This is a genomic window from Peribacillus sp. FSL K6-5616 (assembly GCF_038008245.1).
GTDB lineage: Bacteria > Bacillota > Bacilli > Bacillales > DSM-1321 > Peribacillus > Peribacillus frigoritolerans.
Genome location: NZ_JBBOYT010000001.1, coordinates 3,779,263 through 3,803,945 on the forward strand (window position 1 = coordinate 3,779,263; position 24,683 = coordinate 3,803,945).

At 43.0% G+C, this 24,683-nt stretch carries 21 protein-coding genes and 3 other annotated features; of the genes, 4 read left to right on the plus strand and 17 right to left on the minus strand.

Going from position 1 to position 24,683, the window contains the following annotated elements:
• Window positions 1–157: 157 nt before the first annotated feature.
• Together MHB45_RS18190 and MHB45_RS18195 are read right to left on the minus strand one after the other, a co-directional pair.
• On the minus strand, window positions 158–790 hold the full coding sequence (locus tag MHB45_RS18190) for a LysE family transporter (protein WP_048683353.1): 633 nt from the start codon (window positions 788–790) through the stop codon (window positions 158–160).
• Window positions 791–934: 144 nt separating this feature from the next.
• A complete protein-coding gene (locus tag MHB45_RS18195) occupies window positions 935–2,167 on the minus strand; it encodes an MFS transporter (RefSeq protein WP_034309678.1) in 1,233 nt (410 codons plus the stop codon).
• 469 nt (window positions 2,168–2,636) lie between these two features.
• On the opposite strand from MHB45_RS18195, the gene MHB45_RS18200 reads away from it, so the two are divergent.
• Window positions 2,637–3,995 (plus strand): IS1182 family transposase, encoded by a 1,359-nt coding sequence (locus MHB45_RS18200; protein WP_072272405.1) that lies wholly within the window; start codon window positions 2,637–2,639, stop codon window positions 3,993–3,995.
• A gap of 291 nt (window positions 3,996–4,286) precedes the next feature.
• Here MHB45_RS18200 and asnA read toward each other — a convergent pair whose 3' ends face one another.
• Window positions 4,287–5,282 carry an aspartate--ammonia ligase gene (gene asnA, locus MHB45_RS18205; RefSeq protein WP_237766650.1) on the minus strand — a complete coding sequence of 332 codons (996 nt, stop codon included), beginning with the start codon at window positions 5,280–5,282 and terminating at the stop codon, window positions 4,287–4,289.
• A gap of 232 nt (window positions 5,283–5,514) precedes the next feature.
• Between asnA and MHB45_RS18210 the strand changes: the two genes are divergently transcribed.
• Together MHB45_RS18210 and MHB45_RS18215 are read left to right on the plus strand one after the other, a co-directional pair.
• Window positions 5,515–6,141, plus strand: coding sequence for a LysE family transporter (locus tag MHB45_RS18210; RefSeq protein ID WP_048689402.1), 627 nt, complete (start codon window positions 5,515–5,517; stop codon window positions 6,139–6,141).
• A gap of 382 nt (window positions 6,142–6,523) precedes the next feature.
• The gene (locus MHB45_RS18215) at window positions 6,524–7,045 is read left to right on the plus strand and encodes a hypothetical protein (RefSeq protein WP_340908029.1); all 522 of its coding nucleotides are present in this window, start codon (window positions 6,524–6,526) and stop codon (window positions 7,043–7,045) included.
• Here the strand turns inward: MHB45_RS18215 and thrS are convergent.
• Window positions 7,005–8,912: a threonine--tRNA ligase gene (gene thrS / locus MHB45_RS18220; RefSeq protein ID WP_397330573.1), complete on the minus strand. Its 1,908-nt coding sequence runs from the start codon at window positions 8,910–8,912 to the stop codon at window positions 7,005–7,007. The two genes, MHB45_RS18215 and thrS, sit on opposite strands and share 41 nt — an antisense overlap.
• 59 nt (window positions 8,913–8,971) lie before the next feature.
• Window positions 8,972–9,192 (minus strand) — a binding site (T-box leader).
• 31 nt (window positions 9,193–9,223) lie between these two features.
• Window positions 9,224–9,445: a binding site (T-box leader), on the minus strand.
• A 30-nt stretch (window positions 9,446–9,475) separates the two neighbouring features.
• Window positions 9,476–9,696: a binding site (T-box leader), on the minus strand.
• Between the two features lie 110 nt (window positions 9,697–9,806).
• Between thrS and MHB45_RS18225 the strand changes: the two genes are divergently transcribed.
• Window positions 9,807–10,082, plus strand: coding sequence for a hypothetical protein (locus tag MHB45_RS18225; protein ID WP_048688608.1), 276 nt, complete (start codon window positions 9,807–9,809; stop codon window positions 10,080–10,082).
• Window positions 10,083–10,123: 41 nt separating this feature from the next.
• Here MHB45_RS18225 and MHB45_RS18230 read toward each other — a convergent pair whose 3' ends face one another.
• The 13 genes from MHB45_RS18230 to MHB45_RS18290 all read right to left on the minus strand — a co-directional run bounded on the left by MHB45_RS18230 (window position 10,124) and on the right by MHB45_RS18290 (window position 24,561).
• Window positions 10,124–10,774 carry a DUF7010 family protein gene (locus MHB45_RS18230; protein WP_253349834.1) on the minus strand — a complete coding sequence of 217 codons (651 nt, stop codon included), beginning with the start codon at window positions 10,772–10,774 and terminating at the stop codon, window positions 10,124–10,126.
• Between the two features lie 316 nt (window positions 10,775–11,090).
• Window positions 11,091–12,449, minus strand: a complete 1,359-nt coding sequence (locus MHB45_RS18235) for an IS1182 family transposase (RefSeq protein ID WP_072272405.1) — start codon at window positions 12,447–12,449, stop codon at window positions 11,091–11,093.
• 316 nt (window positions 12,450–12,765) lie between these two features.
• Window positions 12,766–14,259: an amino acid permease gene (locus MHB45_RS18240; protein ID WP_072273840.1), complete on the minus strand. Its 1,494-nt coding sequence runs from the start codon at window positions 14,257–14,259 to the stop codon at window positions 12,766–12,768.
• A gap of 121 nt (window positions 14,260–14,380) precedes the next feature.
• Window positions 14,381–15,706 carry a peptidase gene (locus MHB45_RS18245; protein ID WP_072273466.1) on the minus strand — a complete coding sequence of 442 codons (1,326 nt, stop codon included), beginning with the start codon at window positions 15,704–15,706 and terminating at the stop codon, window positions 14,381–14,383.
• 11 nt (window positions 15,707–15,717) lie between these two features.
• Complete coding sequence (locus MHB45_RS18250; protein WP_072273467.1) at window positions 15,718–16,899, minus strand: thiolase family protein; 1,182 nt, start codon at window positions 16,897–16,899, stop codon at window positions 15,718–15,720.
• Window positions 16,900–16,918: 19 nt separating this feature from the next.
• Window positions 16,919–17,581: a 3-oxoacid CoA-transferase subunit B gene (locus MHB45_RS18255; protein WP_072273468.1), complete on the minus strand. Its 663-nt coding sequence runs from the start codon at window positions 17,579–17,581 to the stop codon at window positions 16,919–16,921.
• Entirely contained in the window at window positions 17,566–18,264 is a 699-nt protein-coding gene (locus tag MHB45_RS18260; RefSeq protein WP_072273469.1) for a CoA transferase subunit A, read from the minus strand. Before MHB45_RS18260 ends, MHB45_RS18255 begins: the two co-directional genes overlap by 16 nt.
• 10 nt (window positions 18,265–18,274) lie before the next feature.
• Complete coding sequence (locus MHB45_RS18265) at window positions 18,275–19,642, minus strand: aspartate aminotransferase family protein (protein WP_072273470.1); 1,368 nt, start codon at window positions 19,640–19,642, stop codon at window positions 18,275–18,277.
• A gap of 44 nt (window positions 19,643–19,686) precedes the next feature.
• A complete protein-coding gene (locus tag MHB45_RS18270) occupies window positions 19,687–19,926 on the minus strand; it encodes a ferredoxin (protein ID WP_063594590.1) in 240 nt (79 codons plus the stop codon).
• Between the two features lie 11 nt (window positions 19,927–19,937).
• Entirely contained in the window at window positions 19,938–20,801 is an 864-nt protein-coding gene (gene ablB, locus MHB45_RS18275) for a putative beta-lysine N-acetyltransferase (RefSeq protein WP_081088698.1), read from the minus strand.
• A gap of 65 nt (window positions 20,802–20,866) precedes the next feature.
• The gene (locus MHB45_RS18280; protein WP_048688594.1) at window positions 20,867–21,133 is read right to left on the minus strand and encodes a YokU family protein; all 267 of its coding nucleotides are present in this window, start codon (window positions 21,131–21,133) and stop codon (window positions 20,867–20,869) included.
• A 2-nt stretch (window positions 21,134–21,135) separates the two neighbouring features.
• Window positions 21,136–22,572: a lysine 2,3-aminomutase gene (gene ablA, locus MHB45_RS18285; RefSeq protein WP_048688615.1), complete on the minus strand. Its 1,437-nt coding sequence runs from the start codon at window positions 22,570–22,572 to the stop codon at window positions 21,136–21,138.
• A 507-nt stretch (window positions 22,573–23,079) separates the two neighbouring features.
• Complete coding sequence (locus MHB45_RS18290) at window positions 23,080–24,561, minus strand: sigma-54 interaction domain-containing protein (RefSeq protein ID WP_226990542.1); 1,482 nt, start codon at window positions 24,559–24,561, stop codon at window positions 23,080–23,082.
• Window positions 24,562–24,683: the final 122 nt, after the last annotated feature.

The window sequence follows — 24,683 nt, forward strand, 5'->3', positions numbered from 1 at the left end:
GGAATCTTGACCAGCCTTTCCTTTCGCTGAACTGCAATTGGCTTTTGTTGTCATAACATTACCCCCTTCCATCATTCATAGTGTTGATAATGACACAATGAATTATGCAAGGAAGAAGTTTTCAAATACCCTATGTAATAACCTGAAGCATTCTCCTTTAAGATAGGGTGGCAGAAATGCCTTGATAAGCAAAATAAACCCCAAAGCCGACCAATGATAATCCAGAGATGATCGAAATGGCCATTAAGCTTTTTTCATTTAAGAACCTGCGAAATCCATTCGTTAATGCCGCTACAAAAAAATCCCAGCAAGTAAGACCTAGAAAGATCATCCCGCTATAAATGAAGAGTTGGGATGTCCCATAACTTGAAGCCGTTTTAGCTAAAACAGATCCATATATCCCCAACCAAAATAAAATGGACAATGGACTGGTCACGGACATGATGAACCCAGTAAAAAAACAGGAAATTAAAGAATCTCTATTCCTGTATTCATTTAATAATATCGTATTGACCCGTAATATACTTTCGACCCCGGAATAAATAAGCACAAATCCGCCAAAAAGCCAAAGAAATATCTGGACGATCGGGATTTCTAAAAACCGCACCATTCCTACATATACTAAAATCATGAACAAGGCATCTGCGATCATCGACCCTGCCCCAACGATCCAGGCATGCCAAAACCCGTTCTTGATTCCTTTATCGATGCGAGCGGAGTTCACCGGACCGATCGGTGCTGCAAGGGTAAGTCCTAAGAAAAAGTAACTTAGCAGTAAATGTACACTCAAAAAGCATCACTCCTTCGAGCTAGTTCATGACTTGTACATTTTATGTGACAACCCTCTCCCTATAACCACATGCCAAAAAAATTTCCCAATTCACAAAAAAAAGCCGTGGGAAAGCCCGGCTTTTTTGAGATGTATTGAAGCCGATTAGGCAGCAGCTTCTTTTTTGTCTGAACTAATGAATTTCATAACAATCAATACGATGCCTATACCAATGATCCCAGAAATGATATAGGTCATATTGATATGATTTTTCATGACAAGGGACATGACCGGAGGGCCTGCCGCAACGCCGATGAACCTTGATGACATGTAGAAGGAGGTTATCGTCCCCCGCTGTTCCTTTTCTATATTTTGAGTGATGATTGCGTCGAGTGTCGGCAATAAAGCACCAATTGCTATGCCCACCAAGCTTGTTATTACCAATAGAAGGACGACCCTGTTTTTAGTAAAACCGACAAATACAAGGCTGATTGAAAGGACAGCTAAACTGATCATGATGATCTTTTTCATGATCGGTAATTCCCCCTTGATTTTTTTCCCTGCAACATAAGAAGATACGCAAAGAAAAAATAGCGGGATCGCTATCACTAAACCTTTTTTGATTCCATGCAAATCATGGATTTTTTCCAGATTATCAGACAAAAAGAAAAGAACACCGAACAAAACCAACATGACAAAGACACCAATCAGGAAAACCGTATATAACCATTTTCCTTCCTTCTTGAATATTTTTTTCGTATCATGCCAGAAATCCTTGAATTTCTTCGGCTCATCCTTCTCCTTTGGTACCTTTATAAAGAAAAAGACCAAAACAATAGATATTAAACTGAAGAATGAAATCGAGAAGAATGGTAAAAACCAGATAAATGCAGCAAACAGGGAACCTAATATTGGACTAAGCACTTTCCCAAACGTATTCGAGGTTTCTATGATTCCCAAACAAGAACTCGTTTTTTCATCATCATCTTTGTATAAATCCCCCACCAAAGGCAAAATGATGGGCGAGGCCCCAGACGCCCCAATCCCTTGCAATACCCTCCCAATGATGATCCATGTATAGGGATTTTCCATTTTCCATGACGCATAACCAGCTATCAAACCACCGATAAGGGCTAGGATCAAGCTTGGCAGAATGACCATTTTCCGTCCGAATCGATCTGATAAATAACCAGCAATGGGAATTAAAAAGATGGATGCAACGGAATAGCTTGTTATCACCATGCTTGATTGAAATGAAGATATCCCCACCTTTTCCTCGAAAATGGGCAAAACCGGGATAAGCATTGAATTTCCAAGTGTCATAACCAATGGAATCGATGCCATACTGATCAAGCACCACACGCTTACATCTTTATTTTGCTTCTCATGACCTTCCATACTTACACTCCTCATCCATTATAAAAGCAATTTATTGCATAAAAGGTAACCATTTGTGAAACCAATTTGTTTTGCATCATATATTAGATGTCTTAAATTATTATGTTATAGTGCAGAAACATTTATTCAGTTACGCTTCTCCCAAAATTACCCCTATTCCCTTTAAAACAAAAAAACCATTCTGTTTAAGAATGGTCAGACTGTAGACAAACTCGATGAAAATCGAGTTTGTCTATTTTTATGGCTTGTACAATTTGGACGTTGATTTCCACTCCAGGCACTCGCTTTCCGCGGGCGGTCGGGGAGCCTCCTCGGCTTTCGCCTGCGGGGTCTCCCCTAGACGCGCTTTTCCCGCAGGAGTCTCGTACCTTCCGTTCCAATCAACTTTGTCTTACCTTTTAGATAGAACACTTTTGCCTGGAGTCATGTTTGTTTTAAAATAGAAGTATTAAAACTTGAGGTGATGAGGATGCTTTCTAAACATGATTCTATTCAGCGAGATCAACTTGAAATGATTACTTTAGATCAATTGGTGCCACCGAACCATTTGGTTCGTAAAATGGAGGCTGCCATTGACTTCACTTTCATTTATGACTTGGTGAAAGATATGTATTCAGAGGTAGGACGCCCAAGTATTGATCCAGTTATTTTAGTTAAACTGACTTTCATTCAATATACCTTCGGTATTCGTTCCATGCGTAAAACGATTGAAGAAGTTGAAACCAATATGGCTTACCGTTGGTTCTTAGGCTATGGTTTCCATGATAAAGTACCTCATTTCTCTACGTTCGGGAAAAATTATGAGCGACGCTTCAAAGATACAGATCTGTTTGAACAGATTTTCTATCGCATTTTAATGACAGCTGCTAATAAAAAGTTAATAAGTGCTGAACACGTTTTCGTGGATTCCACACATGTGAAAGCCAGTGCGAATAAACGGAAATTTGAAAAGAAAATCGTTCGTAAAGAAACACGAGCGTATCAAGGACGTCTTCAAGAAGAAATCAATCAAGATCGTGAAAACCATGGAAAAAAGCCTTTTCCACCAGATAAATTTGATAAAGAAGAGACCAAAGAGATTAAAGAAAGTACAACGGATTCTGAGAGTGGCTACTATGTGAAAGATGAACGAACAAAACAGTTTGCCTATTCATTCCACGCGGCCGCAGACCGCAACGGTTTTGTATTGGGAACGATTGTAACACCTGGAAATACACATGACAGTCAGATCTTAGAGCCACTAGTTGAACAAGTGATTGAGAAAGTTGGAAAACCGGAAGCCGTTGCCGCAGATGCAGCTTATAAAACACCAGCGATTACAAGCTACCTATTTAACAAAGAAATCATACCGGCTTTACCTTATACACGTCCTCGCACCAAAGAAGGATTTTTCCGCAAACAGGACTATGTATACGATGAACATTTTGATTGTTACCTTTGCCCTTCGGGCGAAACTTTAAAGTACTCAACAACAAATAAAGAGGGCTATCGCGAGTACAAATCGCCAAAACAAATTTGTACAACATGCTCATTTTTATCTCGGTGTACAGAAAGCAAAGACTGTCAAAAAGTGGTGACACGGCATATCTGGCAAACACATGTGGAAGAAGCAGATCATCTGCGTCATCATCAAGATGTAAAACCTATATATGCAAAACGTAAAGAAACGATTGAGCGTGTATTCGCAGATGCAAAAGAAAAGCATGGTATGCGTTGGACTACTTTAAGGGGACTTAAAAAATTGTCGATGCAGGCGATGCTTACTTTCGCTGCCATTAATTTAAAGAAGATGGCCAATTGGACATGGCAAGGTCCAAAAATGGCCTAACATAGTGGGCTCGTAGAGCCCCAATCTCTAAACTTTAGGCGAAAATTCAAAGGGAATTTCAAAAGGGGTTCAGAATTTTTTAATTCCGAACCCCTTTTGTCTACAAACTGACCATTCTGTTTAAGAATGGTCTATCTTTTTTTGCTTGTACAAATTTGGACGTTGATTGGAACGTAGGGCACTCGCTATTCCCGCAGGATTCTCGCACACCCGCTCCAATCAACTATGTTGGAACTCCTTTTGCCTACAGTCTAACCATTCTGTTTAAAAATGGGTTTCCCGCTTTCGGCTTTATAAAAGAATAATATTCCTTTTTTCACATTCCTCTATTATTTGGTCATTCCATACCGAAACTTGAACCTCGCCAATATGTGCTTTCTTCAACAAAAACATGCATAATCTGGATTGCCCTATTCCCCCGCCTATTGAATACGGAAGCTTTCCTTCCAATACGGCCTTATGATAATTGAGTACCTTACGATTTTCGTTTTTGGATAATCTTAATTGTTTTAACAATGACTTTTCATCTACTCGAATGCCCATTGAAGAAACCTCAAAAGCACATTCCAAGAGTGGGTTCCATAAAACGATATCTCCATTTAGATCCCAATCATCATAATCCGGTGAACGTCCATCATGCTTTTCTCCCGAATGTAACGCTCCGCCAATTTTCATAATGAAAATTGCACCATATTTCTTCGCTGTCACGTTCTCTCTTTCCTTCGGAGTAAGATCCGGGTATAAATCCTCCAACTCCTGGGTCGTAATGAAGTGAATGTCCTCAGGTAACACAGGCGTAAGCAGATGATGGAATTCAAACATATAACGTTCGGTCGATTTAATGGCACTATATATTTTTTTCACTTCGGATATTAATGTATCCACGTTACGTTGTTCTTTCGTTATGACTTTCTCCCAGTCCCATTGATCCACAAATAACGAGTGTAAATTATCCAGTTTTTCATCACGTCTTATTGCATTCATATTTGTGTAAATGCCTTCATCACAAGCCAAACCATACCTTGAAAGAGTGATTCTTTTCCACTTTGCCAAAGATTGAACCACTTCTATATGTTTATTCTTAATATCCAGAGCATCAAAGGTAAGAATCCGCTCCACACCATTTAAATTGTCATTGATACCATTACCTTCATGTAAAACGAAAGGGGCTGATACTTTAATAAGGTTTAACGCATTTGAAAGTCCTTCTTCAAAATGATCCTTCATTTCATTTATTGCAATATCAGTATGCATGATATCAAGAATTGTTTTATATTTATTCGGCATTGATAATTCAGGCATAATTCTCCTCCAATTCCGCTTTGAATAGCGCATGCACTAAAATAGGCGTTTTCCATTTGACTAAATTACATTATGAAGGAGTTTTCTGTGTTGTTACAAAAATACCAGGTCAGACAAGGCGGACTAAACTTAAAAAATAGGACTAAAAAGGTGGTACAAGTCCAAATGTTTGAATACATTCAAATAAGCGAAGATGTATAAACGATGAGGTGATGAATTGGGTGTTTTTTTCAGCTTTGTATTATTAGGTTTATCACTGGCGGCTCCTATCGGTCCCATAAACGCTGCTCAATTGGACAAAGGAATCAAGAAGGGTTTTTGGCATGCCTGGGTATTTGGCTGGGGTGCCATTTTAGCGGATTTTGTTTTTATAGCCCTCGTCTTTTTCGGTGTCGTCCACTTTTTGGACAACTCCTTCATGAAGACATTTTTATGGCTTTTTGGATTTTTCGTCCTGACCTATACCGGAATCGAAAGTCTGCTAAGTGCAGGCAAGATTGAAGTGAATGCACGAAAAGCGAAAGATTCCCTTTTTTCTTCATTCCTGACAGGATTCATCATGTCCCTTTCGAATCCCTTATCCATATTGTTTTGGCTGGGGATTTACGGATCCATTCTCGCAAACTCCGCTTCCAAATATGATATGGATGATTTACTTTTGTACAGCTCAGGAATCCTTATCGGCCTCTTAACCTGGGATTTCATAATGGCCATCATCGCCAGCACCTTCAGACGCTTTTTATCCAAACCCATTCTAATGGGCATCTCGATCATTTCGGGGATATCCCTTATAGGGATCGGCCTATACTTTGCCATCCAGGCAGCCAAGGTTTTATTTACATAAGAAGTCGAGCATTAACTCGTGAATTTGAATAAATTTTCATATAAAATAAGTCGCCTATTTTATTATCCTTCTTTGTCCATGTCGGACACTTAACCCTCATTGTTCATAGCCTGTAAGGGTAAACACAAAGGGAGGATTTCTTGAATGTATAATTACGGCTATTACCCTTATAAAGTTCCATATTATACTGCTCCATATTATTACGATAATTCTTTTGCTAATTTGCCTTATTATGATGACAGGCTGCCAGTACAAACACTGGTTCCAGTAGCCACTATTTAGAGCCATTTAAACGCAGGCCGGCAAGGTCATTGCTTCAGAGGTTTTTGGGGTAACACCCAGCACACCTTTATTTTAATGGGGATAAATAATACTAACTGGAATGGTACAGATACTCGAAGATGGCATACCAAATGAGGTACATCATACAGATATAGTTGGATTACAATACCTAGGATTAACCTGCCCTGCCGATGGCAGCGGACAGGGTGCGGTCAAGGCGGTGGACAAGGCGGCCCGGGGGGTAACTGTTTTCAGCAGTTCATTCCGGGTGTTGGCTGGGTATGGATTTGTAGATAAAAAGAAACAGCCGATTTATTCGGCTGTCATTTTTTTATTCCATTTACTCGTGAGTTTCAGGCTTTTACTCGTGAGTTTCTCGCTTTTACTCGTGAGTTCCGGCCTTTTACTCGTGAGTTTCTCGCTTTTACTCGTGAATTTCTCGCTTTTACTCGTGAATTCCGGCCTTTTACTCGTGATTTTCTCGCTTTTACTCGTGAATTGCTCTTTACTCGTGATTTTCTCGCTTTTACTCGTGAATTCCGGCCTTTTACTAGTGAGTTCCAATTTAAGCTGCTTTCTTGTTAGATGCTGCGTTCTTTTATTTGCTGGACCATTTTCTTGATGAATGTTTCTATCGCGACATTTTCAACTTCTTGTTCCCCGTATTTCCGGACATTTACTTCATTTTCTTTTTCTTCTTTATCTCCGAGGACCAGCATATATGGGATTTTCCCCATCTGTGCTTCCCTGACTTTATACCCCAGCTTTTCATTCCGATCATCGATTTTCACTCTTATGCCTTGATTCTTCAGTGCTTTTTGAACCTGTAAACAATAATCCAGATGAACTTGTGAGACAGGGATGATCTGTACTTGCACCGGGGCGAGCCATACTGGGAAAGCACCGCCAAAATGTTCTATGAGGATTCCAAAAAATCGATCGATCGATCCAAAGATGGCACGATGAATGACGACCGGACGGACTTTTTCATTATTTTCATCGATGTAAGTCAGATCAAATTTGTCGGGCATTTGAAAATCAAGTTGGATTGTTGCACATTGGTGGCTTCGTTTTAATGCATCTTTAATATGAAAATCAATTTTCGGTCCATAAAATGCCCCGTCCCCTTCATTTACTTGATATTGTATCCCGATGCTTTCCAGAACATTTTTCAGGGCTGTTTCAGAAGCTTCCCAAAGGGATTCATCGCCCATTGAATCCTCCGGACGAGTCGAGAGCTCCACGGAATACTCGAATCCAAAAGTGCGATACACCTTATCGATCAGATGAAACACTTGTTTAATTTCACTTTCGATTTGATCCTGCCGTACATAGATGTGGGCATCATCCTGACAAAATGTACGGACACGCAGCATCCCGTTCAATGCACCGCTATATTCATGCCGGTGGACTTGACCGAATTCGGCCATCCGGATGGGTAAATCCCTGTAAGAATAAAGACTGTTTTTGAATATAAGCATATGACCCGGACAGTTCATTGGCTTCATCGCGAATTTTGTTTGATCCACCTCAGTGAAGTACATATTCTCGTGATAATGATCCCAGTGGCCCGATTGTTCCCATAACCGCTGGTTCATCATGAAAGGAGTCCGAACTTCGTCGTAATCAGCTTCAGTCTGAATCTCCCGCGAGAAATTCTCCAATTCATTTCTAACGATTTGTCCTTTCGGTAAATAAAATGGCATTCCAGGGGCTTCCTCCGAAAACATGAATAACTCCAACTGCTTCCCTAATTTACGGTGATCGCGTTTGGCCGCTTCTTCCAGGAATTTAAAATGATCCTGTAAATCCTTGTTCTTTCGAAAAGCCACGCCATACACCCTTTGGAGAACTTCATTTTGATTGTCTCCCCGCCAATAGGCACCAGATACACGAGTCAATCTGAATGATTTTACAAATGATGTGGATGGAAGGTGCGGCCCTCTGCAAAGATCGATGAATTCCCCCTGTTGATAGAGCGTTAATTTTTCACCATTGGGGATGTTCTTGGCTATATCCAACTTGAATGACTCCCCTCTGCCCTCGAATAACTTCACAGCTTCTTCATATGACACTTCGATCCTTTTAATCTCCAGATTTTCACTTATGATATGTTCCATCTCTTTTTCAATGGCTTGCAGATCTTCTGAGCTCAAAGGATGGTCTAACTTAAAGTCATAGTAAAAACCGTCTTCCACGACTGGTCCCATCCCTAATTCCACATTTTTGTATAATCTTTTTACAGCCTGTGCCAAAACATGCGCCACTGTATGCCGTAATACTTGTAATCCTTCATCCGAATCGAGAGTCAAGATCGACAGTTCGCCATCCTTATTAAGCTTGTGACTTAGATCAACCAGTTGCTTATCCAGTTTTCCAACTACTGCCTTTTTCCTTAAACTTGAGCTGATTGAGCTTGCCACACTTTCCACTGTGATCCCTTGCGGATACTCCTTTTGCTGCCCATCCGGGAATTGTACTTTAATCATTTTTTCACCCATCACATAAACACCCCTTTTTAATAATAAAAAAACGCACACATCCCTATGCAAGGGACGAGTGCGTTTACCCGTGGTTCCACCCAATTTCCCATAAGCAAAAAACACTCATGGCTCTGGAGCTTGTAACGCAGCTTAGACGATATCAGTTACTTTTTGTTCACCGATATAGCTCAAAGGCGGTAAATCAGTTTCCTAAGCCAGGAAGTTCGCAGCTGCCTCCCTCTCTGCAGACCGTAAAAATGATTCATGTCCTTATCATCGCCATATTTTTATATAGAAAAAAACGCACACATCCCTATGCAAGGGACGAGTGCGTTTACCCGTGGTTCCACCCAATTTCCCATAAGCAAAAAGCACTCATGGCTCTGGTGCTTGTAACGCAGCTTAGACGATATCGGTTACTTTTGTTCACCGATATAGCTCAAAGGCGGTAAATCAGTTTCCTAAGCCAGGAAGTTCGCAGCTACCCTTCCCTCTCTGCAGACCGTAAAAATGATTCATGTCCTTATCATGGCAATAATTATAATAATAAAAAACGCACCCATCCCTATGTAAGGGACGAGTGCGTTTACCCGTGATTCCACCCAATTTCCCATAAGCAAAAAACACTCATGGCTCTGGAGCTGTAACGCAGCTTAGACGATATCAGTTACTCTTGTTCACCGATATGGCTCAAAGGCGGTAAATCAGTTTCCTAAGCCAGGAAGTTCGCAGCTGCCCTTCCCTCTCTGCAGACCGTAAAAATGATTCATGTCCTTATCAATGCTTCTAAAATTTTATATTGTTATATATATTACAATATATTCCCATAAGTGACAACCTCAATTTTTTTCATTTCATCACCAACACCAAATTGGTATAATTAGTAAAAAAGGAGTCTCTATGAAACGTTTAAGCAATTGGTCAATCGTATTTGCAGTGATTGGTATCCTATCATTTTCCTGTTCCCTAGCTTTTTCAAAAGCGTCCGAGCTGCTTATGATTTCAGGATTCGGTGCGTTGCTAATTGGTTTGTTATGCAGCTTAGGGGCCATGTATAAAAATGAAAGAGGAATGTCGAAATTTTTGGCTGTGGCTGCATTCTTTCTTTTTAGTTTCATTCTCGTTTGGAATGAACCATTTCAAATTGTCAGGCTCTTGACCTGGATGAAAAATTAAATGAAAAAAACCCGTTCACCATGACGGGTTTTTTCATTGATTCATTCTTCATCGGTTATCCTTCGGCTTGAATTCTTTATTCCAAGCCATAGCGTAAGTCCAGTGGTCCAGAGTATTAGCGCGCATCCAAAGCCGAGCAATGATAACGGTGCAAGGATTTGATGCTCCCCAACCATGACGGTATCTGGCACTATCAGCCATGTAATAAGCGCCAATAAACAGAGAAGCACACCTGTTGCATAATAAACCTTGATTTGGAAAAGTGACGCCAATGGTAAAAAATGAATCCCTACAATAATGGCGATGACTCCCGGTATAAGATCGGTCTGATTGATCAAGTTACAGATGGCAATGGCAATCCCAATCAGTAAACCTTCGGCAATGAAGACCATATTAAACAAAAATCCGATACGCTTAAGACGTCTTGCCCCATCATCTGAAACTTGATTGGACATTTTTTGTGATGCATGTATTAATGAAATGCCAACGATAACCATGATGATTCCCACGAATATGGCTGCGAGTTCCACGTAGGGAAACCCCCACCCCTGCAATCCCATTACACCGGTACCCGCCCACAGTGTTCCGAAGACCGCCATGAAAATGACTCCAATTCCAGAACCGCGAAACGCCTCTTTCATCATCAGTTTCCTTTCATCCACAGTATAATCGTACATAGCATAATATTGCACCACTTCCCCAATTATTCAGCTTTAAAAAATGATTTAAGATGAAATAAATGCCGTTTCGCAGATATAATTCGATTTCCGCAGATATATTCCGGTTTTCGAAGATATATTTCTATTTTCGCAGATATATTCCTATTTTCGCAGATATATTTCGATTTCGATACAAATCTTCATAAAAAAAACCTGAGTCCCCAAAGGGGAGCTCAGGTCAGTTTGTAGACAAAAGGGGTTCGGAATTAAAAAATTCTGAACCCCTTTTGAAATTCCCTTTGAATTTTCGCCTAAAGTTTAGAGATTGGGGCTCTACGAGCCCACTATGTTAGGCCATTTTTGGACCTTGCCATGTCCAATTGGCCATCTTCTTTAAATTAATGGCAGCGAAAGTAAGCATCGCCTGCATCGACAATTTTTTAAGTCCCCTTAAAGTAGTCCAACGCATACCATGCTTTTCTTTTGCATCTGCGAATACACGCTCAATCGTTTCTTTACGTTTTGCATATATAGGTTTTACATCTTGATGATGACGCAGATGATCTGCTTCTTCCACATGTGTTTGCCAGATATGCCGTGTCACCACTTTTTGACAGTCTTTGCTTTCTGTACACCGAGATAAAAATGAGCATGTTGTACAAATTTGTTTTGGCGATTTGTACTCGCGATAGCCCTCTTTATTTGTTGTTGAGTACTTTAAAGTTTCGCCCGAAGGGCAAAGGTAACAATCAAAATGTTCATCGTATACATAGTCCTGTTTGCGGAAAAATCCTTCTTTGGTGCGAGGACGTGTATAAGGTAAAGCCGGTATGATTTCTTTGTTAAATAGGTAGCTTGTAATCGCTGGTGTTTTATAAGCTGCATCTGCGGCAACGGCTTCCGGTTTTCCAACTTTCTCAATCACTTGTTCAACTAGTGGCTCTAAGATCTGACTGTCATGTGTATTTCCAGGTGTTACAATCGTTCCCAATACAAAACCGTTGCGGTCTGCGGCCGCGTGGAATGAATAGGCAAACTGTTTTGTTCGTTCATCTTTCACATAGTAGCCACTCTCAGAATCCGTTGTACTTTCTTTAATCTCTTTGGTCTCTTCTTTATCAAATTTATCTGGTGGAAAAGGCTTTTTTCCATGGTTTTCACGATCTTGATTGATTTCTTCTTGAAGACGTCCTTGATACGCTCGTGTTTCTTTACGAACGATTTTCTTTTCAAATTTCCGTTTATTCGCACTGGCTTTCACATGTGTGGAATCCACGAAAACGTGTTCAGCACTTATTAACTTTTTATTAGCAGCTGTCATTAAAATGCGATAGAAAATCTGTTCAAACAGATCTGTATCTTTGAAGCGTCGCTCATAATTTTTCCCGAACGTAGAGAAATGAGGTACTTTATCATGGAAACCATAGCCTAAGAACCAACGGTAAGCCATATTGGTTTCAACTTCTTCAATCGTTTTACGCATGGAACGAATACCGAAGGTATATTGAATGAAAGTCAGTTTAACTAAAATAACTGGATCAATACTTGGGCGTCCTACCTCTGAATACATATCTTTCACCAAGTCATAAATGAAAGTGAAGTCAATGGCAGCCTCCATTTTACGAACCAAATGGTTCGGTGGCACCAATTGATCTAAAGTAATCATTTCAAGTTGATCTCGCTGAATAGAATCATGTTTAGAAAGCATCCTCATCACCTCAAGTTTTAATACTTCTATTTTAAAACAAACATGACTCCAGGCAAAAGTGTTCTATCTAAAAGGTAAGACAAAGTTGATTGGAACGGAAGGTACGAGACTCCTGCGGGAAAAGCGCGTCTAGGGGAGACCCCGCAGGCGAAAGCCGAGGAGGCTCCCCGACCGCCCGCGGAAAGCGAGTGCCTGGAGTGGAAATCAACGTCCAAATTGTACAAGCCATAAAAAATAGACAAACTCGATTTTCATCGAGTTTGTCTACAGTCTGACCTGAGTCCCCAAAGGGGAGCTCAGGTTTTTTCCATTGGTATCAAGCCACATCTGATTTATCGAATTGACAATCTTTCAATGCTATTAATTTGGTCTTGTGATAAATCTTGTATCCTAACCAGACTACCAGGAATATCGGTAATCCGATATAGGAGACGGCGACGCCATACCAGTCGATGCTGCCGCTTAGGAATGCGCCATAGTTCTGTCCTGCTATGACGAGCATGCACAGGGTGAATGAAAGAATCGGACCGAATGGAAACCATTTTGCTTTATATTTCAGTTCGTTTAGGTCACCACCCTGTGCAACATAGGCACGTCTAAAGCGATAATGGCTTATGGCGATTCCAATCCAGGCGATGAAGCCAGTCAGCCCGGATGCGTTCAATAGCCATGTAAATACATGGTCCCCGAAAATGGAGGTCAAGAAGGCGAATCCTCCAATTAAGGATGTCATGATCAAGGCATTCATCGGGATCCCCCTGCGGTTGACTTTGGCCAGGAATTTGGGAGCTTGATGATCTTTTGCCATCGACCATAACATCCGCGTTGATGCATATAGCCCCGAGTTCCCGGCGGACAGTAAGGAGGTTAACACGACTGCATTCATGACGGATGCAGCGAATGCCAGCCCTGCCCGTTCAAAGACAAGCGTGAAAGGGCTTACAGAAATGTTTTCGACATTTCCGTTCAACAAGCTTGGACTCGTATACGGTATTAAGAGACCAAGTATCAGGATGGCCCCGATGTAAAATAATAGGATGCGCCAAAATACTTGGCGGATTGCATTCGGAACATTTTTTTCGGGTTCTTCACTTTCCCCGGCAGCAATACCAACCAGTTCTGTGCCTTGAAAAGAAAATCCCGCGATTAGAAAGATTGAGATGATCGATAAGAATCCTCCCTTGAATGGTGCCTCATCCATGGTGAAGTTTTCAAATCCGATCACCTTTCCGCCAAAAATCCCCAATATGGTCAATAAACCAATAATGATGAAGCAAATGATGGCAATGACTTTTATTAGTGCAAACCAATATTCAGATTCACCATAGCTTTTAATGGATAGGGCGTTGAGGGTGAAGACGATTCCAAGAAATAAGGCACTCCATATCAGGCTGGGTACATCAGGTAGCCAGAATTTCATGATGATGGCTGCTGCAGCTATTTCCACGGCAAGGGTGACTGCCCAGTTAAACCAATAATTCCAGCCAAGTGCAAAGCCGAATGCGGGATCAACAAAGCGTGTGGCATAGGTGGAAAAGGATCCCGACACAGGCATATATGTCGCCATTTCCCCTAAGCTCGTCATCAGGAAATAAACCATGATCCCAATGCAGGCATAGGCAGCGAGGGCACCGCCGGGCCCTGCGCTCTGGATGGTTGCCCCGCTCGCCAGGAATAATCCGGTTCCTATTGAACCGCCAATGGCAATCATGGTCATATGTCTTGCTTTCAGTTGCCTTTTAACTGTCGGTTCTTGATTATCAATGGGATTCCTTTTAACTGTCGGTTCTTCATTATCAATGAGATTCATGTCCATAAGGTTCCTACCTCATTTTCTTTTAAAGTTAAAAGTTCAAGAATAAAAGAGTTTTTTAACAACCGCTTTGTGAAAGACTTAATCGTTCGCTTCACTTGCTGGGATGCCATCCAGTTTAATTGCCATTTCCTAGTATCGTCTCCCTAGTCCCGGATTGGGTGACCCCATCCTGCTCAGTCTCCATTCCACACCATTGAATTAGAGTAAGCGCAATGATTTCGGCTGTGGAGAACACGTTGTCAAGCAGGATGTATTCATTTGGATAGTGGGCAACCTCGGTTACTCCTGGTCCGAAAACGATAGCTGGCGTTTCACCGACATGTGTCAGCAATCCCCCATCCGTTCCCCATGGGGAGGCTTCAATGACCGGGTCCTGTCCGGCAACTTGCCGATATTGATGAACAAGTGCATTCATCAGTTCGTGCTCGACATCAATTGACCCTGGAACCCAGCGTGCCCCGAACCATTCCAATACGGGCGGGTTTTCCTTGAACCATTGGTCCGCTTCCCCGAGCTTCAATAACCAGGCAGCCATTTCGTCTTTCGCCTGCTCCATCGTTTCTTCCGGCGCAACCCCCATCCTTCCTTCGACTTTCACAAGGTCGGGAACGGATGACGGCCAATTACCGCCTTCAATGACACCTAGATTGATTGGAATCGGAATGGGCGTATTCTGATATAGCGGATCACTGATACGTGCATTTCGCTTTTCTTCCAAGGCACGAATATGATTGATGACAGTCATGCTTTTTTCAATCGCACTAACGCCTTCATACCTTGTTCCTCCATGGGCTGACCGGCCTTTAACATGGATTCGGAACCACATCGAACCCTGCTGTTTCGGGAAGATCCTCATATTCGTCGGTTCAGGAATCAAGGCGGCATCGGCTTTATACCCTCTAAGGACAGCCGCTAATGTTCCGGCACCGCCGCTTTCTTCTTCAATTACACTTTGAAATATGACATCTCCTTTTAATTGGATGCCATTTTCCTTCAAAGCCTGCATCGCCAGGATCAGCGATACATTTCCACCCTTCATATCGGTTACGCCGCGTCCAAACATTCTTCCATTCTTAATCGCTCCGCTATATGGGTCGTCGTCCCACTGATCTCGGTCTCCGTCCGGAACGACATCGATGTGTCCGTTCAAGATGATGGAACGTCCGCCCCCAGTCCCTTTCATGATACCCACCACATTGGGGCTGTTGGAAAATTCACTGCGCGGAGAATAGAAATAAGAATGCTTTTTCAGCTCGCTGCCGTCTGGTTCCCAACTATCGATCTGCAAACCCATTTCCTGCAGCTTTTGGGCGACGATGGCCTGTGCCCCCGCTTCATTTCCTTGTGTACTCGGGGCTTGTACCATTTTTTGCAATAGGTTCGTTCCTTCTTCCCGATGATCCTTGATCCATTGGTTTATCCGTTTTTGTATATCCGGCACGATTATCCTCCTTAATTACACATATTCTCATAGATTACTGAAAGTCCCATTCCGCCTGCCATACACAACGTTACCATTCCGTACTTAACTTGTGAACGCAACATTTCATGCATCAGTGTGACTGTCAATTTTGCACCTGTTGCTCCTACAGGGTGACCAAGTGCAATTGCCCCCCCATTGACATTGACAATATCCGGATTCAAATCTAACTCCTTGATCACTGCAAGTGCTTGGGCAGCAAATGCTTCATTAAGTTCAATCAGTCCGATATCCCCTAACGATAGACCTGCTTTTTCCAATGCCTTTCGAGTAGCGGGTACTGGTCCAATCCCCATAACTCCAGGTTCAACTCCCGCACTGGCAAAAGCCTTTATTTTCAAGAGCGGTTTTAATCCCTTTTCTTCTGCTTGCTGCTTGGACATTAAAAGTACAGCTGCAGCCCCATCATTCATAGGACAGGCATTTCCTGCCGTAATGGTTCCTTCATTTTTGAATACTGCCTGAAGATTGGCTAGTTGATCTAGATGAATGTCCTCGCGTACCCCTTCGTCATGGTTGAAGATTTGAAACCCTTTTCGATCCTTGATTTTAAGCGAAATAATTTCTCTATTAAAGCGACCCTCTTCTATAGCTTTCCAAGCCTTCTTGTGGCTTTGATAAGCAAATTGATCCTGTTCTTCACGACGGATACCATATTTTTCAGCCAAGCGCTCGGCAGTGATTCCCATATGTTCATTTTCCAAGGAACATATTAATCCATCTGCCAGCAGAGCATCCTCCATCGTTAAGTTTCCAAATTTACCGCCCCATCTATTTTTCACGATATAAGGCACATTGCTCATGCTCTCCACTCCGCCGGCAATAATGACGTCTTCTTGACCAGCAGCGATAGTTAAAGCGGCGTTGGTAATGGCCTTTAAACCTGATCCACATGCTTTGATTACAACGTGTCCTGGGACACTGTGTGGGAAACATGCCAGCTGCGACGAAATTCTTGCCGAGTTAAGTCCGCCTCCGTGGACATAGCCGTGTCCGAAAATCACTTCATTGACTTTTTCTTTACCCAAACCGGAATTCTCCATTAAACCTTCCAATACTTGACGGCCCAATTCGGTAGCTTTAACATTCCTGAGTGATTTTCCAAAGGATCCAACTGCAGTTCGCGCCCCAGCAACGATGACAACCTCATTCAAGCTTTTTTCCTCCTCTTACCTATTCAATGGTGTTGACGGCAGCATGGATTTTCAATGATGCCTCTGTATTCCTTATCACATCATCCACGGTATATGGCGCCATGACTTCCTTAAGCACCAATCCCTCTTCTGTAACTTCCATGACAGCCATATCCGTAATGATTAAATCCACACTCTTTCTTGCCGTCAATGGCAGCGTACATGTCTTCAAGATCTTAGATTCACCCTGCTTATTCACGTGATTCATCAGGACGATCACCTTTTTGGCTTTCTGGGCAAGCTCCATTGCCCCGCCCATACCCGGCACCCGCTTTCCTGGGACGATCCAATTCGCCAAATCCCCTTTTTCACTGACTTCCAGGGCCCCAAGGATGGTGATGTCGATGTATCCTTTCCTGATCATCCCAAATGCCGTTGCACTGTCAAAGTAAGAAGCTCCCATTACAGTGGTGATCGGGAAACCTCCCGCATTACAGAGGGCAGGATCTTCTTTTCCGGGATCAGGACTTGGACCCGTACCGAGAACTCCATTTTCCGCATGGAACAGCACATGGTTATCTTGAAGAATATGATCTGCCACCAAGGTAGGGATGCCGATGCCTAAATTGACGATCAATCCGTCATGGATTTCCTTGGCGGCGCGTTTCGCGATGCGATTTCGTACATCTACTGCCATGCCCATTTCCAATTCACCCCTTTTGTCGGAATCACCATATCTACATAAATGCCTGGTGTGGCAATACATTCCGGATCCAATTCGCCTGCAGGAACGATTTCCTCCACTTCCGCAATCGTGAAGGCCCCTGCCATCGCTACCAGCGGATTGAAATTACATGCAGTCTTGTCGTACACTAAATTCCCAAGTGAATCGGCCTTTTTGGCATGGACGATGCTGACCTCTGCCGTCAAAGCGGTTTCCACCAAATATTCTTTTCCTTCTATCACAATCTTGCCCTTGCCTTCTCCGGCTATCGTACCAATTCCGACATCGACAAAAATCCCGCCTAAGCCTACACCGCCGGCACGAATCCGTTCGGCTAATGTACCCTGCGGTGAAAATTCGACTTGCAGCTTACCTTCAGTCATGAGCTTGCCGGCATTAGGATTGGATCCGATATGCGAGGCGATCACTTTCTTTGCCCTTTCCGCAGTCACAAGCCGGCCAATGCCGATATCAGGGAATCCAGTATCATTGCCAATCAAGGTCAATTCCTTAACACCCTTGTCAAGGATACCCTGTACAAGCGTCGGAGGAGTCCCCACTCCGCCAAATCCGCCATACATGAGTGTGCATCCATCGGAAATATGCTCCAGCGCTTCTTCCATGGTCACAATTTTGTTTTTCTTCGTAATGACCTGCTTCATACCGTTCCTCCTAAATAGCCTGCATGTCTTCAATCAAACCTTCCGCGTGCAATTCTTGCTGCAACTCTTCGAGGGAAGCTTCCAGTATCTTGACGAGGCGATCGATTTCTTCATTCGTAATGATTAATGGCGGAGATATGATAACCGCATCACCAGCGATTCCTTCAATCGCACCTGCAGCAGGATAGATTATCAACCCCTTCGCAAAAGCCTTGTTGACAAGCCTTGGAGTCAGGCCGATTTGCAAGTCGAATGGCGTTTTTGACACCCGATCTGAGACAAACTCAAGTCCAAGGAGAAGCCCTTTCCCTCTAACATCACCGATGATGTCGAATTTCTCAGCCAAGCCTTGCAGCTTCTTAAACAGATATTGACCTTTCTCTTCCGCTGCCCGAACCAGGTCATTGCGCTCAATGTAGGAAAGCACTTCCAGTGAAATGGCTGCCGATAGAGGGTTTGCACTATATGTGTGTCCAGCCATGATAGATTTCGAGCCTTTTAAAATCGGCTCCATGACACGGTCAGTAATCATCGTGGCTGCGATTGGAGTATACCCGGCGCTCATTCCTTTACCCAATGCGATGATATCCGGGGTGACTCCCCAGTGTTCCATTGCGAACATTTTTCCTGTCCTGCCGATTCCCGTCATTACCTCATCGGCGATAAAAAGAATGTCATAGGTTTCGCAGATTTCCTTAATCCTTTGATAGTAGCCATCCGGCGGTGTTACAGCACCAGCGGATGCCCCGATTATCGGTTCTGCGATGAAGGCTGCGATATTCTCGGAGCCGACCCTTTGAATGGCTGTCTCCAGTTCATCTGCACAATTAAGCTTGCATCCTGAAGTTTCATTATTATGAGGACAGCGATAGCAATAAGGAGCAGATATGCTAGGAAAATCCTCCAATAGCGGCACAAAACGTTTTCTTCTTGGTACATGGCCTGACATCGATAAAGCGCCCATCGTGATCCCGTGATAACTGGTCCACCTGGAGATTATGCGATTTTTTCTCTCAAACCCTTTTTCTTGCCAATGTTGAATCGCGATCTTCATTGCCGTTTCGGTCGCTTCCGATCCACTGTTCACAAAAAATGACCAATTCAGATCCCCTGGAGCCAACTCACTTAGCTTTTTGGCCAATGCCTCTGCGGCTCCACTCGTAAAATGAGACCTATATGCAAAAGAAACCTTGCGGGCCTGCTCCGTCATGGCCTCGACAATATCCAATACACCATGTCCAATACTTGCCGTGACCGCTCCTGATGAGCCGTCTATATACTGTTTTCCATCTGTATCATAAAGATAAATTCCATTCCCATGAGAGATAGTGGGATAGTCCTGATCTAAAGTAGGCTTAATCAAATGATTTCGTTCCATTTCATCTCTCCTTTTAACATTCGTACACATTATCTATTAATCTATTACGTTCTTAAAAGACTAAAAGGCTCATCCTGAATCAGGATGGATTCCGTAGGGCAGCCTTCCATGGCATCTTGCATGTCATCATGCAGGATTTCAGGAACTTCGGCAATTCCCTGATTATCGTCCAGGATGACGAAAGCGATCCCTTGATCGTCATAGTCATAAATCTCAGGACCTGTTGAACCGCACGCCCCGCACGCAATGCACGTTTCTTTATCAACCCATGTGTATTTAGCCATAGAAAATCCTCCTACTTGAGGGATAAATCTTTACCCCAAATATTCATGTCCTCATACTTATCCCAAATATTGCAATTCTTCGTTAATCTGCCGCCATATTCATATCCCAGCTGATGAAAGACGGCGTTCATGCCCATTGACAATGAACGGGCCAATGAATAAGAGCAATAAATGTTTTTCCTGTACAATTCTTGTTCCAATGCGGAGATGAGCACCTTCATGAAACCATGCTTTCGATGCTGGGGAATTGTTGCACAGTCCGTTATCTCAGCATTATGATACATCCCATTCACTTCAGCGGATGCAGCACTCACGATGGTTCCTTCATATTCGATAACACTAAAGATCGTCCCTTCCTCCATCACTTTCTTGATATATCGTTCATCATTCATCGGTGTAGGGTAGGTTTCAAAAATGGCACCATATAGCTTCGCCAGCTCTTGTGCATCTTTCTCCGTAGCAGACCGGAGGATATAACCGTCAGGGATTTGCTGGGATGCAATCGGTCTAGGAACTGTGGTTACATCTTGGATGACCATATCTTCCTTGACCCAAAAGTCGCTAGTCCGCCTTTCATCCGTTAAATAGAAGGCCATGCAATAGGCATCATTCCCTTTGAAATACTTGCTTAATATTCCTTCCAGCATGAATCCTTGACCCAACGCCGCTGATAAATCTTCATTCCTTGCTTTAAGTATCACTTTTGTAAAGCCCTGCTCCTTTGCGATGGCAAGGGCCCGATCGATCGCTTTTTTGATATTTCCCCGATAATCATCCATGCGTAAGCGCTGATTGGCATGATCATGATAGAGCTCCATCGTATAACAATCCCCGGTCTCCATTTGGGTGAAAAAAGGCAGCTTTTGAACAGGCATCATGTATCCCCCTTATTTAAAGAATTCGGGAGAAGAGATGCCTATCATCCACTTCTCCCGGCATTCTATTTCCAATTGAATAATTTTTTGACAGGTGCCTGAAGAAGCTGTTCATACGTAAACTCATCAGGATATTCACTCACATCATATATGGATAAGGCTTCATCAACCTTTTGATTCATCGAATCAGACACATAGATTCCGCATTCAGGACAGTTTATGGCCGGAACTTGAAGGACTTTTATTGAGCGTTTCCCGTCAGGCATGATCCAGTAACAATCCTTCTTTTCGCTTTCTTCCACGTTTGGGGTATTGCACCATAAGCAGTCCATCTTCATTCCTCCTTGCCATCAGATTTCACCGAACCGCTAGCGGCCAAGGCATTCTTTTTTTCTTGGGCCAACCTTAATTTTTCCTTCATTTCATCCCGTTTATCACGGCGATCCTTCAAGGAAGCATGTTCATCAGTGCTTTCATACGCTTTTCTCTTGTCAAGACGACGAAGGCCCTCTGGCACCAAGTTGAATTTCTCATCCGTCATGAGCGCGGAAATCCCGACGGCTTCTTTCCTATCCGCAGTACCATACACTTCATCGAAGTAAGCATCCGCACTGCCGGCAACATAGTTCTTCGGCTCCGGATAGCTTGTGATTACTCCTTCAAAGTTCCGTAAAACGACTTTATCCGGACTTTGCGAAAGGAGGTAATTCGGAGTCAAGGCAATCTTTCCGCCGCCGCCAGGAGCATCCACCACAAAGGTTGGCACTGCATATCCTGATGTATGGCCGCGCAGCGCTTCAATGATTTCCAGTCCTTTTGAAACCGGCGCCCGGAAATGGCCAATCCCTTCAGATAGATCACATTGATAAATGTAATAAGGTCTTACCCTTGCTTTAACACAGTCATGCATAAGCTTTTTCATGATATGGACACTATCGTTGATACCAGCGAGGATGACTGCCTGATTACCAAGCGGCACCCCTGCCATCGAGAGCATATCACATGCTTTTTTCGCTTCATCCGTCAGTTCAAGTGAATGATTGAAATGCGTATTCAGCCAAACCGGATGGTATTTTTTCAGAATATTACATAAATTTTCTGTAATCCTCTGCGGGAAAACGACCGGTGCACGTGTGCCGATCCGGATGATTTCCACATGCGGGATGGCGCGTAGGTTACTCAATACGTATTCAAGGATCTTATCATTGATCAACAGTCCGTCACCGCCAGAGATCAGGACGTCCCTCACTTCGGGAGTGTTCCGGATATATTCAATCGCCCCGTCAAGCTGCTTCTTGGGAACACCCATGCCAACCTGACCCGAAAAACGGCGTCGCGTACAATATCTGCAGTACATGGAACATTGGTTCGTTACAAGGAATAGAACGCGATCCGGATAACGATGCGTCAATCCTGGAACAGGGGAATCCTCATCCTCATGCAGCGGATCCTCCAAATCATATCTAGTCTTGTTCATTTCTGCCGAAAGCGGTACAGACTGTAAACGAATCGGACAGCGAGGATCATCGGGATTCATCAATGAAGCATAATAAGGCGTAATGTTCAACGGAATCGTTTGAGTCGAAATCCGGACTCCTTCCTCTTCTTCCGGTGTCAGGTTGACGACCTTTTTCAGATCATCCAGTGATTTAATCGTATTGGTCAATTGCCAGATCCAATCATTCCACTGCTCTTCCGTTACATCCTTCCACAATTCGATATCATTATAATGCCTGCGTCCACCTAGGTATTCTTTATGTTTTACATCCATTCCCATCAAATTCATTAATAATGCCCCCTTATTATTAGAACTTATCTATATACTCTCGCAAGAATGATGCCAACATTGATAACAAGGAAATCATAAGCAAAAGGGGGTAAACCGAGCTTAAAATCGCAAGATATTTTTCATTATGCATAATTTTTTGCAGCCAGATTCTTTGCGCCAAGCAATAAAAAAAGAGGCTCTCTTTACACAAGAGCCCCCCAGTTTGTAGACAAAAGGAGTTCTATCCAAATTTTTAAACATAGTTGATTGGAGCGGGCGTTCGAGACTCCTGCGGGAATAGCGAGTCCAAGGGAGTCCCCACAGGCGCAAGTGCGCCGAGGGAGGACCGCCCGCGGAAAGCGAGTGCCCTACGTTCCAATCAACGTCCAAATTGTACAAGCAAAAAAAATGTAGACGAACTCGATTTTCATCGAGCTTGTCTACATTCTGAAAGTCTCTTTAGATTACATCATGATATGACAGTGACAGCGTTTCCAAAAAAAACTGAATTCACTTGGTTTCCTTCGACCCTGCCGTATAAACTTTTTCAATGCCGTACTTGTTTAACTTATATTGCAGTCCCTGCCTTTTAATATTGAGGGCTTCTGCCGTTTTGCTGATATTCCCGTTATATTTCTCGAACATATTGATGATCATTTCCCTTTCCATTTCTTCAAGAACGACAGGTAAATCAATCCTGTTTTTCAATGGGGAAGGCTGGCTCTGCGCATTTGCTGCAGCATAATTTCCTGAAGGGAAAAGATAAGCAGGAAGATGATGTTCATCAATCATATCTTCTCCAGCGTCCATGACGTTAAAGGTTAACTCGATGGCATGCCCCAGTTCACGAATGTTCCCGGGCCATGGATATTGAAGAAGCCGCTGCATCGCCTTTTGACTGATCCCGCGCACTTCCGTAAAAAATGATTTGTTGAATTTTTGAATAAAGTGATTGACGATTTCCGGAATATCCGTTTTACGCTCGGAAAGAGAAGGCATCTGGATCGTTACGACATTGAGGCGAAAAAACAAATCCGAACGAATGATTCCCCGCTCCAACGCCTCTTCCGGAGAAATGTTCATCGCAGCAATGATCTTCACATTAATCTTTTGCTCCTTCGAACCTCCAACACGGCGCACTTCACCTTCCTGAAGCACCCGCAGCAATTTTGCCTGCAGACCGAGGTCGAGGCTATTCAGCTCATCAAGGAAAAGAGTACCGCCATTTGCCTGCTCAAAAATGCCCATGCGATCCATCGCTCCGGTAAAAGCCCCTTTCGTCGTGCCGAACAGCAGCCCCTCCATCAATTCCTTTGGAACGGCCGCACAGTTTTGCGCGATGAAAGGCTGATTTCGCTGAGCACTTACATTATGTATACTTTGCGCGACCAGTTCCTTCCCTGTCCCTGTTGGTCCATAAATCATGACTGGGGAATGTGTACGGGCCGCTTTTTTCGCCAAGGAAATCGCTTGCTTAAAAGCAGGGCTATTGCCGATCAAATCACTAAAATGATAGGTCGCCGTCCCTTCAGAAAACTTATTTTTCCTATGCGTCTCGGCCAGCTGGGAACGCAAATCGACAATTTGGTCATACATATTCATGACCTTCGTAATATCCTTTGCGATTTCCACTGCCCCAATAATTTCACCATCCTCATACAAAGGATACGTACTATTGATCGACGTTATTTTTTTCTCCTTTAAATTGACATATGTTTGAATGGACTCAATCGTTTCATTGCCTTTTTCCAAGGCTACATGCAGCGTACTGGATTCATCAGTCAATGAAGGATAAAGCTGAAAAATATTCTCCCCCAGCACCTGCTCCCGATCCAGCCCGTCGATATGCGCCATCATTTCATTGTAAAAAACCGTATCCCCATCTTTATTCACAATATGGACACCCACATTGATCACATTCAATATCCATTCAAATTGAGTGGAAAACTGATTTACTGAAGATTTCATTTCTTCATCTCCGTTCTCTGTCATTTGATAGAATCACCTGTAAATTATAGCATTTAATGGGAAACATTCATCTCTTTATTCTAATTTAAATCAAACTTCAGTACAAAGGTAATAGAATAATAAGGTCAAATAAAGGAATCTCGCAT

What these genes read in the sequence shown, in the direction of transcription:
- MHB45_RS18195 (WP_034309678.1), bottom strand. Translation starts at nt 2,167, where the DNA reads ATGGAAGGTCATGAGAAGCAAAATAAAGATGTAAGCGTGTGGTGCTTG.
- MHB45_RS18200 (WP_072272405.1), top strand. Translation starts at nt 2,637, where the DNA reads ATGCTTTCTAAACATGATTCTATTCAGCGAGATCAACTTGAAATGATT.
- asnA (WP_237766650.1), bottom strand. Translation starts at nt 5,282, where the DNA reads ATGCCGAATAAATATAAAACAATTCTTGATATCATGCATACTGATATT.
- MHB45_RS18215 (WP_340908029.1), top strand. Translation starts at nt 6,524, where the DNA reads ATGGTACAGATACTCGAAGATGGCATACCAAATGAGGTACATCATACA.
- thrS (WP_397330573.1), bottom strand. Translation starts at nt 8,912, where the DNA reads ATGATTAAAGTACAATTCCCGGATGGGCAGCAAAAGGAGTATCCGCAA.
- MHB45_RS18225 (WP_048688608.1), top strand. Translation starts at nt 9,807, where the DNA reads ATGAAACGTTTAAGCAATTGGTCAATCGTATTTGCAGTGATTGGTATC.
- MHB45_RS18235 (WP_072272405.1), bottom strand. Translation starts at nt 12,449, where the DNA reads ATGCTTTCTAAACATGATTCTATTCAGCGAGATCAACTTGAAATGATT.
- MHB45_RS18240 (WP_072273840.1), bottom strand. Translation starts at nt 14,259, where the DNA reads ATGAATCTCATTGATAATGAAGAACCGACAGTTAAAAGGAATCCCATT.
- MHB45_RS18255 (WP_072273468.1), bottom strand. Translation starts at nt 17,581, where the DNA reads ATGGGCATGGCAGTAGATGTACGAAATCGCATCGCGAAACGCGCCGCC.
- MHB45_RS18260 (WP_072273469.1), bottom strand. Translation starts at nt 18,264, where the DNA reads ATGAAGCAGGTCATTACGAAGAAAAACAAAATTGTGACCATGGAAGAA.
- MHB45_RS18265 (WP_072273470.1), bottom strand. Translation starts at nt 19,642, where the DNA reads ATGGAACGAAATCATTTGATTAAGCCTACTTTAGATCAGGACTATCCC.
- MHB45_RS18270 (WP_063594590.1), bottom strand. Translation starts at nt 19,926, where the DNA reads ATGGCTAAATACACATGGGTTGATAAAGAAACGTGCATTGCGTGCGGG.
- ablB (WP_081088698.1), bottom strand. Translation starts at nt 20,801, where the DNA reads ATGCCTGTTCAAAAGCTGCCTTTTTTCACCCAAATGGAGACCGGGGAT.
- MHB45_RS18280 (WP_048688594.1), bottom strand. Translation starts at nt 21,133, where the DNA reads ATGGACTGCTTATGGTGCAATACCCCAAACGTGGAAGAAAGCGAAAAG.
- ablA (WP_048688615.1), bottom strand. Translation starts at nt 22,572, where the DNA reads ATGGATGTAAAACATAAAGAATACCTAGGTGGACGCAGGCATTATAAT.
- MHB45_RS18290 (WP_226990542.1), bottom strand. Translation starts at nt 24,561, where the DNA reads ATGACAGAGAACGGAGATGAAGAAATGAAATCTTCAGTAAATCAGTTT.